Source organism: Emticicia agri, assembly GCF_004168285.1.
Classification (GTDB): Bacteria; Bacteroidota; Bacteroidia; order Cytophagales; family Spirosomataceae; genus Emticicia; species Emticicia agri.
Genome location: NZ_SEWF01000026.1, coordinates 23,164 through 35,311, shown reverse-complemented (window position 1 = coordinate 35,311; position 12,148 = coordinate 23,164). Strand labels below are relative to the sequence as shown.

Here is a 12,148-nt window from a genome sequence, read left to right as displayed (position 1 = left end):
CTTATTTTATACGCTCCGCTATTCGCAATTTAGCACTTCTGGCTCTCGGGTTTTGTTGTCTTTCTTGTTCGCTGGCTTCAATTGCTTTTCTATTAACGGCCTCTAAGGGTTTTAAATCATTTCCGAAAAAATCTTTTTCTACTTCTCCACCAAACTTCCCGCTTCTGATAAAGTTCTTCACCAGTCGGTCTTCCAGTGAGTGGTACGACATTACCACCAGTCTTCCGCCTTCTTCCAATACCTCAGGTGTTTGTTGCAAAAATTCTTCCAGAACAGCCATTTCCTGATTGACTTCAATGCGCAAAGCCTGAAAAACCTGTGCAAAGTATTTGTTTTCTTTGCCACGAGGTGTAAACTTCTGCAATATACCTTTCAAATCTTTGATAGTATCTATGCTTTTATTCAATCGGGCAGTATAGATGGCCTGGGCGGCTGTACGGGCATTTTGTATTTCGCCATACATGCCTAAAATTTTGTGCAGTTGTTCAACCGAATATTCATTAACAATATTTTTAGCTGTAATATCAGCTTTCTGATTCATACGCATATCCAGTTCTGCATCAAATCGGGTAGAGAAGCCACGTTCAGGCGTATCAATCTGATGAGATGATATACCTAAATCGGCTAAAATCCCATCTACTTTTTTTACGCCAAATAAACGCAGATATTGCCTGATATTACGAAAATTGGCATCAATAAAGGTGAAATTTTTATTCTCTATCAATTTAGATTCTGCTTTGGCATCGGCATCCTGGTCGAAACCATAGAGTTTACCTGTCGTAAGGTGTTCGAGAATGGCTCTTGAGTGTCCGCCACCGCCAAATGTTACATCTATATATACGCCATCTGGCTTGATATTAAGGCCATCGAGGCATTGTTTGAGCATAACGGGTACATGGTAGGCAGACATATAAAGCAATTAAATATCGATAATAATTGCAAAAATAGTGAAAAATGAAAATATTCCCGTTTTAAGCGAAGTTTATCTAATTTTGGTAATCAGAAAAGCGCAAAATTAATTTGATGAATTTTCGTTGGAATATCTATAAACGAATAAAGGATATTCAGAAAAAAGATACACCTTTATCCCTAAAACTATTCAAAATCTAATTTTTCATGGCACGACGAGAGGTGTTTGTAAATATATATGAGCAAATTACGGGCTGGCGGTTTTTTGCAATTATTATATTGTTACTGGTAGGCACAGGTATTCTATATTATTTTAATCAACTGGGTGAAACGCTTGATGGCCGTGAGAAAAAGTATGCTAAACTCTATGCAGAAGGGATTAGATTTACCATTGAGCAGAGCCTCAATAGCTCATGCGATTATACCTATGTACAGGAAATGTTAGAGGCGAATGAAACAGTTCCGATGATATTGGTCATCAACGGCGTACCGTCAAAAACTCATCAGAATATACCAGAGCTTGAAGATAAAACCAGAAAGTGGACAGAGCAGGAACTCCTGGATTTTAAATATAATATAGTGGCAGAAATGGGACAGGAGCATCCGCCAATTGAGTTTGTCGCTGGCAAAGATAAAGGCTATGTTTATTATAGCAATTCGGTAGTAGTCAAACAATTGCGGTATTTTCCTTATATTTTAATAGGCACTTTTCTGATTTTTGGTTCTTTGGCCTATATCGCTTATAGCTCATCACGCAAAGCCGAGCAAAATCGTGTATGGGTTGGTTTAGCTAAAGAAACGGCTCACCAGTTGGGTACGCCTATATCAGCCTTGATGGCATGGGTAGAAGTGTTAAGAGCTAACCCTGAATTTGATGCAAGTATAGGTGATGAAATGGAGAAAGACGTGAAGCGACTGGAAACCATTACTACCCGTTTCTCGAATATAGGGTCTATTCCGCAGATGAGTAAGGAGAGAATTGCAGAAATGGTAGAGCAGACACTAAAATATTTAGAAAGAAGAATTTCGACCAAAGTAAAAGTGCATTTCGCAAGTCAGATACCAGATGATACAATGGTAGAAGTAAACCGGCATTTATTTGAATGGGTGATAGAAAACCTTTGTAAGAATGCCGTTGATGCGATGGTTGGCAAGGGAGAATTATTTGTATCGCTATTGCCTCTGAATAAAAACAGAATAGCCATTGATGTAACAGATACAGGTAAAGGGATTTCTCAGACCAATCTGCGCAAAATATTCAAACCGGGTTTCAGTACTAAAAAGAGAGGCTGGGGGCTTGGGCTTACCTTAGCCAGACGCATCATCGAAAATTATCATGACGGAAGACTGTATGTAAAAGAAACCCAGGTTGATAAGGGAACTACGTTCAGGATTATATTAGATGTGGCTTGATGAATTGTATCACAACTCTTCAACTTGTCATGGTTTTGTATGCTAAGGCCTAATTATTTTACTGGTTATCTACAAACTACGATTTCAAAAATCGTGATATATTTTATTTCAAAAAAGCCACAATCTCCTTGGCAAATGCTTCTGAAATAGAAGTATTCCCATGATTTCCCGGAACGGTTTTCAAAGTAGAGTGAGGTATCATCTTTGCCAGGGCAGGTACATCACCATTATCACTATCCTGTTCACCTGAAATCACAAGTACGGGCTTTTTAACTTTGGCTAATTCAGAAGGCAGGGTAGTAGGTTGTACTTTTTGCAGATAACCCATTACTAATGTATCTACGCCATTTCTTCTGGCACTTTCAATGGCTCCTTTAGTTTCGGGATACAAGTGCGCCTTACCCGAAAAGGCTTCGGCAAACATCTTTCTTCTTTCCCAGTTCGGATTTGTAAAATCAACTCCTGCCCCACCAATTACGGCTTTCATAATATGTTTGTCTAAGGTCAGTTGTTTGGCTACCAGAATCGCGCCTCTTGAATAGCCTACTACATGGTATTTTTTAAAGCCCAGATGCTTCATTAATGCCATTACATCTTTTATCTCGGCATTTTCCTGATAGGCCGCTAACGAATGAGGTTTGTCAGATACCCCGTTGCCTCTTAAGTCAACATTAATGACTTTAAAGCCATTATCAGCCAATGTCTGAATCAGCACTCCTCTTTTCCATGATTTGCTACTACTCATAAAACCATGAAGCAGTACCACAGGCGTACCTTCACCTGTTACTTCATAATGAATTTTTGTGCCATCAAAAGAAGTGAATAAGGGTTCTCTCTCATGCTGAGCAACAACCAGTAATGGCCATAGAAGGATAAATATTAGGGTTTTCATAGGGGTATTAAATTATTTGCCTTTCCTGACATCCAGACCATAGTCCTTCAGGATACCACGGGCTAAGGCTGTTTTATGTACTTCATCGGCACCATCATAAATACGGGCGGCTCTTTCGTGCGAGTACCAATGCGATAACAGAATATCGTTGGTCATGCCTAATGCACCATGCGTTTGTATGGCTCTATCAATTACCCGAAGCATCATATTAGCTGTAAAGAACTTTATCATCGATATTTCGTCACGTACATTTGCTGCTCCCTGTTCGTCTATATTTTTGGCTGTTCGTAGTACCAACAAACGTGCCGCATCAATCTCTGCCCTACTTTCAGCAATAAACCCTTGAATAAACTGCTTTTCACCCAGTACAACTCCTTCTTCCATTTCTCTCGAAACCGCATACCTACACATCAGTTCAAAACTACGCTCAGCAATGCCTATAAAACGCATACAATGGTGTATTCTGCCTGGCCCTAAACGTTCCTGAGCTAATAAAAATCCGGCTCCTTCTACACCAATCAGATTGGCTTGAGGTACTCGTACATTTTCGTAGGTTACTTCTGCATGGCTTGCCCAGCTATCACCTGCATGTCCCATAATCGGAATATTCCTTACCAGTTTAAAACCGGGCGTATCAGTGGGTACCAGTATCTGGCTGGCCCTTTTATGAGGGGCTGCATCGGGGTTGGTTACGGCCATCACAATGGCAAACGCCGCACCATCGGCCGACGAGGTAAACCATTTATGACCATTTATCACATAATCATCGCCGTCTTTGATGGCCATTGTACCCATACGGGTAGGGTTAGACCCTGCAAATTCAGGCTCGGTCATAGAAAAACAGCTTCTGATAGCCCCATCCATCAAAGGTTTCAGGTATTGGTCTTTCAGGTGCTTGGGGGCATATTTATGCATCAGTTCGGTATTGCCAATGTCAGGTGCCTGTGTATTAAATACAAAATGCCCGAATGGTGTCATCGCTAAAATTTCACTTATCTGCCCGAACTCGCAAAGGCTCAGTTCCAACCCACCTTCTTTTTCAGGCAAGTGCAACCCCCACAATCCTGCTTTTTTTACCAACGCTCTTTTTTGTTGCAGCACAGGCTCTATGTAAGAGAAATGATGAGTAAGATTTTCGGTAGTTTCTAAAGGATATAATTCGTTGACTACAAATTCTTTAATCTTAGGTAATAGCGTGCTGATTTTCTCAGTAATAAACAAACGCTCCATAAACAGGTTTTAAGGTTGAATTTGTAAATATGGTAATAATTTAGATTTCCTGTATTGATTTGTAAAATTTTAAGTTTTTTGATAGAAATAGCGTAATTTTGGTTTTTGAAACCAGCTTCAGGTGCTAAAACGAAATTTCCTATCTACCCGCTTGAATGAATAAATTCAGATTCTTTTTTGTGTTTTGCTTTTTACAGGTCTGCTATTGCCAGGGCTTTGCTGCCGATTCGGTATTTGTTCGCCAGATATTGATAAAAGGGAATGTGCGCACCAAAGACAAAATTATTCTGCGTGAAGTAGGAGTAAGACCCGGAGACAGTCTGAAAAAAGCATTAATGAATGAAGTATTAGAAACAGATCGCAGGAAAATAGTGAATACCAATCTGTTTATTGCGGTAAATATAGCTGTAATAGACATCAGCGATTCGGTAATTGATTTAGAAATTGAAGTAAAAGAACGCCTCTATTTTGTCGCTTTTCCGGTGTTTTATTTAGCCGACCGTAATTTTAATGAATGGTGGTATGAACGAAAGCGGGATTTAAAACGCACTATTTATGGGGTGTATAGTAAGCATTCAAACCTGACAGGAAATAACGACCAGCTAAAACTACGGGCAGAATTTGGTTTTGTGCCTAATTTCGAAATAGCATATTCGACGCCTTATTTAGATAAAGACCTGACCAAAAGAATATCGGTAGGTGTGCTCTATGTGATGAATAAAACAATGGCTTACCGTACCTGGCAAGATAAATTACAGTTTTTTCAAAGTGAAAGCAAGCAAAGAGAACGGTTGTATATCTATTCGGTTTTTAGCCAACGAAAAGGTTTTTATCAGAATCAACAATTAGAACTGAGTTATACACAAGTACAGATAGGTGATACCATTGCAGTGCTTAATCCGAACTATCTTTTAGAGGCCAGACAAAAACAGAATTACTTCCTGGCGAGTTATGCTTATGTGTATGATAAAAGAGATAACAGACAATATGCGTTAGATGGCTATTCGGTGAGTTTCGGGGCTACCAAATATGGATTATTACCGAGCGATAATATCAATTTATTCAGTTTATCGGCAGGATTCACACAGTATATCCCTTTAGGAAAAAAATTCTACGCCAATTATAGTGTAAGAGGCAGAGTGTCATTCCCGAAAACACAGCCTTTTTTACAAACATTGGGCTTAGGGTATCGTAACGACCTGGTAAGAGGCTATGAACTCTATGTGATTGACGGGCAACGATACGGACTCATAAAAACCAACCTGAAGTACCAACTTTTTAACCGCACCTTTGATTTGAAAAAGTATCTTAAAATAAAACAATTCAATACTTTTCCGATAGCGGCATACTTAAATTCATTTATTGACGTTGGGTACGTTAAGAATGAGTTTTCGGCATGGAATAATAGTCGTTTGGCAAACAAACTCATTGCCGGAACAGGTTTAGGGCTTGATGTAGTTACATTTTACAACGTAGTCGGAAGAATCAATTATTCATTAAATGGTTTAGGGGAGAGAAGAGTTTTTTTTGCGGTTACCAGAGATTTTTAAATACAGATGATGTTTAAAATTTACTACCTGACCAGAAAACAGGTGTTGTACGATTGCCTTTGCAGGTAGAACAAGAGTTTTTAAACATATTCTATAATAGATTAAATACCGATACAATTCGTTCAAAATCATGAAAATCTACATTTTTGTTTTAATTTTGTTTATTCTTGCTTGTAGTAACCCAAAAGAAACCCAGAAAGTGGAAGTAAGTGTCCCATCCCCACCAACAGCACCTGCCTCAAGCAATGTGCAAACCCTGGCTCGTAACATTATGGGTACAGGTGAAGGTCTTTTACGAGGTGTTAAATTTGGCGATTCAATAGAAGAAGTAAAAAAGAAAGAAACAACCGAACTTTTTGAAGAAGAAGATTCGCACGTTGGCTATTCTTTTGACTCTGAAAATCTTGAAACCGTTGACATTCTTTATGAGAAAAACAGTCAGAATCGTGTTTCAGGTATTGAATTAGACATCTATATGAACACCGACGAAACAAATGAAAGCCTAAAGCAGGAACTTAGTAATTTGTTTTCGGTACGCTATGGAAAGCCTGTATCGGAAAACCCGATACTTGTATGGAAAATTAAACCCACAGGACAAGTCAGCATTAAAGTTGTGAAGAATAAATTGGACAGAGGTCTTGAAGTAAGATTTACCCAGCAACCCAAATCGATTTAAATTTTACATCAACATTAACCCTCTGAGAAAAATAAAACTTAGAGGGTTTTTTATGGACTAATTTTGATATTTTTAGCGCAGATATACAGAAAAATAAAATCCAAACTATTGCACAAGACATGAACATGAAAACAAAACTACTTCCACTGATAGTAATTAGTTGCCTGATAATAGCTGCGTGCGAAGGCCCTCAAGGACCTGACGGAGCAGCCGGACCACAAGGGGTAACGGGGGCCACAGGAGCGACCGGGTCTCCGGGTGCAACGGGTCCGGCCGGAGCTACCGGCCCAACAGGCGCAACAGGCACCCAGGGTGATAAAGGAGACCCTGGCACAAACGGGTCTAATGGAGCTACGGGAGACAAGGGCGATAAAGGAGACCCCGGTACGGCCAATGTCATTTATTCGGGTTGGTTTATACCCAATACCAGCGACTGGCAGAAATTGTCGGAAATTAATTATACTTATACCATAGCCGAAGGAAAAATTACGCAGGATATTGTAGATAGAGGTGTGGTTTTAGCGTATAGCCGCCAGAATGCCAATAGTGCAAGTTTTTTACTGCCGCTTACTTTAACCACCAATTCGAGCATCAGCAATTATAATGTTGGCATAAGTATGGAGAAAGTAATTTTTAATTTTCTGGAATTATTAGAACCATCAGGCAAACCAGCCAATAATTTGCAGTTTCGTTACGTTATTATACCCGGAGGCGTACAAGCAAGAGCCAATTTAGATTATACTAATTTTGAAGCTGTTGCCCGCGCTTTCGGAATCCCGGAATAGTTTGGAAAATTTGTCAGGAAATGGGATGGTAAAGACACTCTTCGGGGTGTCTTTGCTTTTTTACAGGCATTTGGTAAAACTGTCAGCACCTGAATTCAGGCAGAAAATCCTTGCCTGAATGCCTGTAAATGCGTAAATTAGTATTTTATTTGCATACTTATTTCCACAAAACATCCTACAAAAATGTGTTATCATCTATCACAGGCAATTGACCCTGACAGGCTGAAAGAGCGGTACAGAGCCAAAAAATTCAACGATTCAGAAAAGGTAAAACCAGTGTATCATGCAAATGCTTTCAGCTTTTTGCCTTTGCCTGTTATTACTGATGCCGAACCCGATACGATTCAACTGATGCAATGGGGTTTGATACCGTCATGGGCAAGCAACCATGATAAAGCGATGGAATTGCGCAAAAATACGCCTAATGCACGCATAGAAACCATTTTTGAAAAACCGTCTTTCAGAGAATCGGCTCATAAAAGACATTGCCTAGTGCCTGCCACGGGTTTCTTTGAATGGCAAACCATAGGCAGCAAAAAATTTCCGTATTACATTCATCTGAAAGACGAAGAGATTTTCAGTATGGCCGGAATATGGGAGGTGTGGACTGATAAACAAAGCGGAGAAACGAAAGAAACCTTTTCGATTCTTACCACCGATGCCAATCCTTTAATGGCACGGATACACAATTCGAAGAAAAGAATGCCCGTTATATTAGCTAAGGAAACTGAACTGGATTGGCTTCATAAAGGGTTTGATGAAACTACCATAGACTCTTTTGCCAGACCTTTCGACGAAAAGAAAATGGAGGCTTATACCATAAGCCGCAGAATTTCGGAGAAAGACTCAAATACACCTGATGTGCTGAAACCCTACACCTATTCAGAGATTACACAAACCAGTCTTTTTTAATTGTATGATTAATAGCATAATTAAAAATTTATCTCTTCACAAGAGTGGTATCAGTTTTGGCTTTTGGGCTATATCGGTGATGCCATTGGTTAGTCTGGGGCAGAAATGTAACCATGCCAGCGAAGTGCAGACACTTTTTACACATCTGAAAAACAATGGTTTTAATGAGGAAGAGCCCGTAGATTATCATTACTATTTTATAGATAGCGACCCAAAAGATATAGCTCACCTAAAAGAAGTCCTGATTAACCAGGATTATCAGTATATAGGGATTGCTAAAGTAAAGGGGAAATTCCAGTTAGAAGTTCGTAAAAAAGAAGCGCACACGGCAGGTTCTGCCATTGAGAGAGGAAAAGAACTGAAAGCATTGGCTAATGCCAATAATGTAGAGATATTTGATGGCTTTGAGTTGAAAATGGATAACAACGCCAACGAAGAAGTTGATTTGACAGAAGAAATCAATAAGATTCCTCCACCACAGTTATTTAAAAAAGCGATGGAGTTTTATACCCGTAATGATACTGAAAAAGCGCTTGTAGCCTTCGACCGTTGTATCAGTTTAGGAATTAATCCCGAAATGAGCTATTATAAAAGAGGGAATTGCAAGACAGCTTTGGGTAATGTAAACGGAGCTATAGCCGACCTTGAATCGGTAGTGCGTTTCAATCCAAAGCATTATGAGGCTAATTTCAATCTGGGAGGGTTATATCTTGATAAAGAAAATTATGATATGGCTATTAATTATTATCAGAAAGCGGTAACAAGCAATCCGCAAAGCGATAACGGATTTTATCGGTTAGCCGAAGCCTATCAAAAGAAAGGGCAGAAAAAAATGGCACTTCAATATTGTGAAAAATCACTGGCCGTAAATCCGGATAATGCCTATGCCAAAGAATTATTAAAGAAACTGGATTGATAGAACAAATACACGCAAGCTGAGAGGGAGTTGGTCATAAGCCGGCTCCCTCTTGGTTTTATGACGTTTTAGCAGTCTTTAAATAGTGTAAATGACAATTTGTCATTTGCTTCTTTCTTTTAATAGTAAATATATGTCATTTTGTCTTTGTTTTTGTAGTGGTACACAAATTGATAATATAGCATACGTCGCCACAAGGTTGTGGCAGTTAAATGTTAAACAAGATAAAATTTATAAAACCATGGCAACATTAGTAAGAAGTTTCGCACCTACATTTCCATCAGTATTACAAAACTTTTTTAATGATTTCGAGCGAGTAGCACCAACTCATCAACACTCATTCCCTGCAGTGAATGTATTAGAAGATGAAAACGAATTTAAACTTGAATTGGCTGCTCCGGGCTTGAAAAAAGAAGATTTCAAAATTAATATTCACGAAAATGTATTAACCATTTCGGCTGAACAAAAAACTGAAAGCGAAGAAAGCAAAGACAATGGTAAATACACTCGTAAAGAATTTAATTATTCTTCATTCAAACGTTCGTTTACTTTACCAAAAACGGTTGATGGCGATAAAATAGTTGCCTCTTATAACGAAGGCGTTTTAGGGTTATCATTGCCTAAAAAAGAGGAAGCAAAACCAAAAGAACCACGTTTAATTGAAATAGCATAAATAGCCGTAATCCTTTTTAAAAGGGCAGGATTCCACAGGGTTTCCTGCCCTTTATTAGTACCAGAAAACCCGATAGTTAAAATTTGTTAAAAATCCACAGCACTACGAATTATAGTAAATGGTTTTACGTTAAATTTGTATAAAACAACAAAGACATTATTTTTGTTATCCTATAAAGCAAAGAGTCAGATTTGATAATATTTTACCAATGATTGTAACCCCAATCAGTGTAATCAGAATAATTCAGTTTTAAATCAGCAGTAAAGAACTATGAACAACACATTAAAAACAATCGGTATTGCTTTGGCCAGTAGTATCGTTACCATAGGTGGGTATCGTATGTTAGGTTTTGAAGGAAAAGATGTAATTTTTAACGAAGCCTCATCACCAACCTCTATTAATCGTTTAGCCAACTTTCCCGGAGGTGGCGCCGTTCCCGGCGATTTCACTTACGCAGCAGAATTATCGACTCCATCGGTAGTACACATCAAAGCTAAATCATCTCGTATGGTGCGTCAACAACGCTCTATTTTCGATGATTTCTTTGGCGACGACTCTCCGTTCGGAATGCCACGTGGCGGTAATCAGCAGCAGGAATCTTCGGGTTCAGGTGTAATTATCTCAAACGATGGTTACATTGCCACTAACAACCACGTAGTAGAAGGGGCAGATGAATTAGAAGTAGTCACTTCTGACCACCGTTCATATAAAGCGAAGGTATTAGGAACTGACCCATCGACAGACATTGCCGTTATTAAAATAGAAGGTTCAAACTTCCCTGCAATGGCATTTGCCAACTCTGATAATGTGAAAGTAGGAGAGTGGGTGTTGGCAGTAGGTAACCCTTTCAATCTGGAATCGACTGTAACTGCAGGTATTGTAAGTGCAAAAGGCCGTAACATCGGTATCTTGGCACAGAAACAACAACAAATGTACAGACGTTATGGCGATGACCGTCAACAAAGAACAAGCGATGCTATCGAGTCATTTATCCAGACCGATGCTGCTGTAAACCCGGGCAATAGTGGTGGAGCCTTAGTAAATCTGAAAGGTGAGCTAATCGGTATCAATACAGCTATTGCCAGCCCGAATGGTGCTTATGCAGGATATGCTTTTGCGGTTCCATCAAGTATCGTGAAAAAAGTAACAGCTGATATTGTTAAATTCGGTAATGTACAACGTGGGTATTTAGGTATCAACCTTGTAGAATTAGATAGCAAAAGAGCAGAAGAAGTAGGCTCAAAAGTATCAGAAGGTATTTATGTAGCCGATGTGATTGATAATGGTGCTGCCAAAGCTGCGGGAATCCAGAAAGGTGATGTAATTGTGAAAGTAGATGGCGTAGATACCAAAAGTGGTCCAAGATTACAGGAAATGATTGGTCGTAAACGTCCGGGTGAATCTGCTATCGTAACGGTATCCCGTGATGGTAAATTAAGGGATTTCGATGTAACCTTACGCAACCGTGACGGTGGCAAAGATTTCCTGAAAAAAGAAGTGGCTTCAGCTAATAGCACTTTTGAAAAATTAGGCATTGATTTAGGCGAGCTTTCATCAGTAGATAAACAAAAAATCGGAGTATCCAGTGGTGTGGTAGTGAAGAAAATCTATGATGGCGATATTGCAGACTATACACAAATGCGTGAAGGATTTGTAGTATTGAAAGTAGGTGAGAAGAAAATCAACAATATCAACGACTTCAAAGCAGCAATAAAAGAAGCGAAAGAAAACGGAGATGAAGGCGTAATGATTTGTGGCACTTACCAGAGTGCATCACGTACGACTTGTTATGGTTTGAGTTTGGAATAGTGGCGCAGAGTAGTGCAAATAAGAATCCCAGCCAAATGGTTGGGATTTTTTTGTGTATAGCTTTGTATGAAATTTCTAAATTTTTATGTGAATTTATTGGTTTAATATAGAGATTAAGGTAAATTTATGTTTGCCTATTAAAGTATAAACTAAATGTAATTTGATTTATTAAGATGGCAACACAAGCGCAAATCATATCAGAAAATATCAAATTCGTTACTAACGAAAAAGGTGAGAGAACGGAAGTAATAGTTAGTTTGAAGAATAAGATAATGAAAGAGTTTTTTGAAGATATACAGGATTTATTATTAGTTCAGGACAGGATTGATGATGAAAAAGTAGATTTCTTTGAATCTGTTGACAAAATTTTATCTTCAAAATAA

12 protein-coding genes are annotated in these 12,148 nt (G+C 38.8%); 9 read left to right on the top strand and 3 right to left on the bottom strand.

Translation table 11 applies throughout. The annotated features are described in order from the left end of the window. Position 1: 1 nt before the first annotated feature. Entirely contained in the window at positions 2-910 is a 909-nt protein-coding gene (gene rsmH / locus EWM59_RS17190; protein ID WP_130022466.1) for a 16S rRNA (cytosine(1402)-N(4))-methyltransferase RsmH, read from the bottom strand. A gap of 206 nt (positions 911-1,116) precedes the next feature. Between rsmH and EWM59_RS17185 the strand changes: the two genes are divergently transcribed. Continuing rightward, the gene (locus EWM59_RS17185) at positions 1,117-2,322 is read left to right on the top strand and encodes a sensor histidine kinase (protein ID WP_130022465.1); all 1,206 of its coding nucleotides are present in this window, start codon (positions 1,117-1,119) and stop codon (positions 2,320-2,322) included. Between the two features lie 103 nt (positions 2,323-2,425). Here the strand turns inward: EWM59_RS17185 and EWM59_RS17180 are convergent, their stop codons facing one another. Both EWM59_RS17180 and EWM59_RS17175 read right to left on the bottom strand, forming a co-directional pair. Next, the gene (locus EWM59_RS17180) at positions 2,426-3,214 is read right to left on the bottom strand and encodes an alpha/beta fold hydrolase (protein ID WP_130022464.1); all 789 of its coding nucleotides are present in this window, start codon (positions 3,212-3,214) and stop codon (positions 2,426-2,428) included. 12 nt (positions 3,215-3,226) lie between these two features. Next, positions 3,227-4,444: an acyl-CoA dehydrogenase family protein gene (locus tag EWM59_RS17175; protein ID WP_130022463.1), complete on the bottom strand. Its 1,218-nt coding sequence runs from the start codon at positions 4,442-4,444 to the stop codon at positions 3,227-3,229. A gap of 155 nt (positions 4,445-4,599) precedes the next feature. Between EWM59_RS17175 and EWM59_RS17170 the strand changes: the two genes are divergently transcribed. The 8 genes from EWM59_RS17170 (at position 4,600) to EWM59_RS17135 (ending at position 12,148) form a co-directional block, all read left to right on the top strand. After that, on the top strand, positions 4,600-5,994 hold the full coding sequence (locus tag EWM59_RS17170; RefSeq protein ID WP_130022462.1) for a BamA/TamA family outer membrane protein: 1,395 nt from the start codon (positions 4,600-4,602) through the stop codon (positions 5,992-5,994). Positions 5,995-6,124: 130 nt separating this feature from the next. Next, positions 6,125-6,670 carry a hypothetical protein gene (locus EWM59_RS17165; RefSeq protein WP_130022461.1) on the top strand — a complete coding sequence of 182 codons (546 nt, stop codon included), beginning with the start codon at positions 6,125-6,127 and terminating at the stop codon, positions 6,668-6,670. A 125-nt stretch (positions 6,671-6,795) separates the two neighbouring features. Then, on the top strand, positions 6,796-7,455 hold the full coding sequence (locus tag EWM59_RS28590; RefSeq protein ID WP_262709284.1) for a collagen-like protein: 660 nt from the start codon (positions 6,796-6,798) through the stop codon (positions 7,453-7,455). 183 nt (positions 7,456-7,638) lie between these two features. After that, the gene (locus EWM59_RS17155) at positions 7,639-8,367 is read left to right on the top strand and encodes an SOS response-associated peptidase (RefSeq protein WP_130022459.1); all 729 of its coding nucleotides are present in this window, start codon (positions 7,639-7,641) and stop codon (positions 8,365-8,367) included. Positions 8,368-8,371: 4 nt separating this feature from the next. Continuing rightward, on the top strand, positions 8,372-9,283 hold the full coding sequence (locus EWM59_RS17150; RefSeq protein WP_130022458.1) for a tetratricopeptide repeat protein: 912 nt from the start codon (positions 8,372-8,374) through the stop codon (positions 9,281-9,283). A 241-nt stretch (positions 9,284-9,524) separates the two neighbouring features. Beyond that, positions 9,525-9,956: an Hsp20/alpha crystallin family protein gene (locus tag EWM59_RS17145; protein ID WP_130022457.1), complete on the top strand. Its 432-nt coding sequence runs from the start codon at positions 9,525-9,527 to the stop codon at positions 9,954-9,956. A 270-nt stretch (positions 9,957-10,226) separates the two neighbouring features. After that, positions 10,227-11,765, top strand: a complete 1,539-nt coding sequence (locus EWM59_RS17140) for a Do family serine endopeptidase (RefSeq protein ID WP_130022456.1) — start codon at positions 10,227-10,229, stop codon at positions 11,763-11,765. Positions 11,766-11,938: 173 nt separating this feature from the next. Continuing rightward, positions 11,939-12,148: a hypothetical protein gene (locus tag EWM59_RS17135; protein ID WP_130022455.1), complete on the top strand. Its 210-nt coding sequence runs from the start codon at positions 11,939-11,941 to the stop codon at positions 12,146-12,148.

Excerpts from the sequence above, each read along its gene's own strand:
- EWM59_RS17165 (WP_130022461.1), top strand. The coding sequence starts at position 6,125 with ATGAAAATCTACATTTTTGTTTTAATTTTGTTTATTCTTGCTTGTAGT.
- rsmH (WP_130022466.1), bottom strand. The coding sequence starts at position 910 with ATGTCTGCCTACCATGTACCCGTTATGCTCAAACAATGCCTCGATGGC.
- EWM59_RS28590 (WP_262709284.1), top strand. The coding sequence starts at position 6,796 with ATGAAAACAAAACTACTTCCACTGATAGTAATTAGTTGCCTGATAATA.
- EWM59_RS17170 (WP_130022462.1), top strand. The coding sequence starts at position 4,600 with ATGAATAAATTCAGATTCTTTTTTGTGTTTTGCTTTTTACAGGTCTGC.
- EWM59_RS17150 (WP_130022458.1), top strand. The coding sequence starts at position 8,372 with ATGATTAATAGCATAATTAAAAATTTATCTCTTCACAAGAGTGGTATC.
- EWM59_RS17180 (WP_130022464.1), bottom strand. The coding sequence starts at position 3,214 with ATGAAAACCCTAATATTTATCCTTCTATGGCCATTACTGGTTGTTGCT.
- EWM59_RS17175 (WP_130022463.1), bottom strand. The coding sequence starts at position 4,444 with ATGGAGCGTTTGTTTATTACTGAGAAAATCAGCACGCTATTACCTAAG.
- EWM59_RS17145 (WP_130022457.1), top strand. The coding sequence starts at position 9,525 with ATGGCAACATTAGTAAGAAGTTTCGCACCTACATTTCCATCAGTATTA.
- EWM59_RS17140 (WP_130022456.1), top strand. The coding sequence starts at position 10,227 with ATGAACAACACATTAAAAACAATCGGTATTGCTTTGGCCAGTAGTATC.
- EWM59_RS17155 (WP_130022459.1), top strand. The coding sequence starts at position 7,639 with ATGTGTTATCATCTATCACAGGCAATTGACCCTGACAGGCTGAAAGAG.
- EWM59_RS17135 (WP_130022455.1), top strand. The coding sequence starts at position 11,939 with ATGGCAACACAAGCGCAAATCATATCAGAAAATATCAAATTCGTTACT.
- EWM59_RS17185 (WP_130022465.1), top strand. The coding sequence starts at position 1,117 with ATGGCACGACGAGAGGTGTTTGTAAATATATATGAGCAAATTACGGGC.